2 protein-coding genes are annotated in these 1,172 nt (G+C 38.0%); both read right to left on the reverse strand.

Annotation, left to right across the window (positions count from 1 at the left end; genetic code table 11):
• Window positions 1-243: 243 nt before the first annotated feature.
• The gene (locus BLU47_RS14430) at window positions 244-696 is read right to left on the reverse strand and encodes a type II toxin-antitoxin system VapC family toxin (protein ID WP_091964523.1); all 453 of its coding nucleotides are present in this window, start codon (window positions 694-696) and stop codon (window positions 244-246) included.
• Window positions 693-920, reverse strand: a complete 228-nt coding sequence (locus BLU47_RS14435; RefSeq protein ID WP_091964526.1) for a hypothetical protein — start codon at window positions 918-920, stop codon at window positions 693-695. The genes BLU47_RS14430 and BLU47_RS14435 overlap by 4 nt, the downstream gene beginning before the upstream one ends.
• Between the last annotated feature and the right edge of the window lie 252 nt (window positions 921-1,172).

A 1,172-nucleotide genomic window follows, 5' to 3' on the forward strand; every position in this document is an offset into this window, starting at 1 on the left:
AAAAAAAAACGTGGACAATTTACTTCGTCTACGTCTCTGTGGCATCGCCAAACGCCAAATCATCTTAAACTAGTAAATGCCCACGCCAGACGGCGTGAACTCCTACTTTAGTCCTTGATGATTTCTGTCAATTGGCGATTTTCAGAGACAAGAATCTAAAAGTGGATATTCATCCTATTTCTATATGTCCATTTTTTTAATTTACTTCTTTCTTCAGCCCATAGGCATCTGTGGTTTTAAGGGTTATACATTTATGTATTTTTCAACGAATGTTGAGGGAGTCAGGATTTCAATCTGTGACTGGTCGGCATTCTTGAAGTCGTTATCATTGATGGTAATGAGCACATGGCAACGGTTTTCAAGCGCACAACGGTACTGAAAACAGTCTTCAATATCGGCAAAAGATTCATCATAAACAGCCAACTCAGCATTAGCATGTGCCAAGGGCACGACGGTTGACAGGTTCAAAACCTCTGCCATAAGATGTCGGATACGCAAAGTAAGCTCGGGCTTGTGGATGTCTTGTTGCTTCAAACCACGCTCAAACAAGTAAGCCAACGTGTATAGACTTCCCGTGGAGATGCAAGCGGTATGCTGTTCTTCAAGAATAGCATCAATAATCAGGCTCACAGATTCGTATTGCTTACGATGCTCTATGAACTCCACAAACACGTTGGTGTCAAGAAACAATTTCATATGCCGTACTTCTCCGCGAGATGTTCATCAATAAGCTGCTCAGAGGTCGTTCCTTTGGGTAGCGTAAAACTTCTCAGGAAATCATGGCTTGGGCGACGACGAGGCTTTGCCGAAGGCTTTCTCCGTGCTATCAGCCTTTCACCATACTCTGTTAGCTGACGAGTCAGCTCCTCAACCTCATAGGTTTCAGGCACATTTAGTGAAATATTTATTGTCCTAGTCATATTTGATGATTATTATTCCGTTTGCAAATATAAGCACTTTTTCTGAAACTTCCAAGAAAATTCCGCATAATTGTAGTTAGTAATGACGAATGACAGATGACAGATGACAATTAATTAATAACGCTATAGTGAGGTAGTAAGAAACTATTATTCTTATTAATAATTGTATATTTATACTATATATATTTATATTTATATTTATATTTATAAATAATTATATATATAATACATAGTATATAAGATAATGATAAA

Origin of the sequence: Prevotella sp. tc2-28, from assembly GCF_900107705.1 — a bacterium.
GTDB lineage: Bacteria > Bacteroidota > Bacteroidia > Bacteroidales > Bacteroidaceae > Prevotella.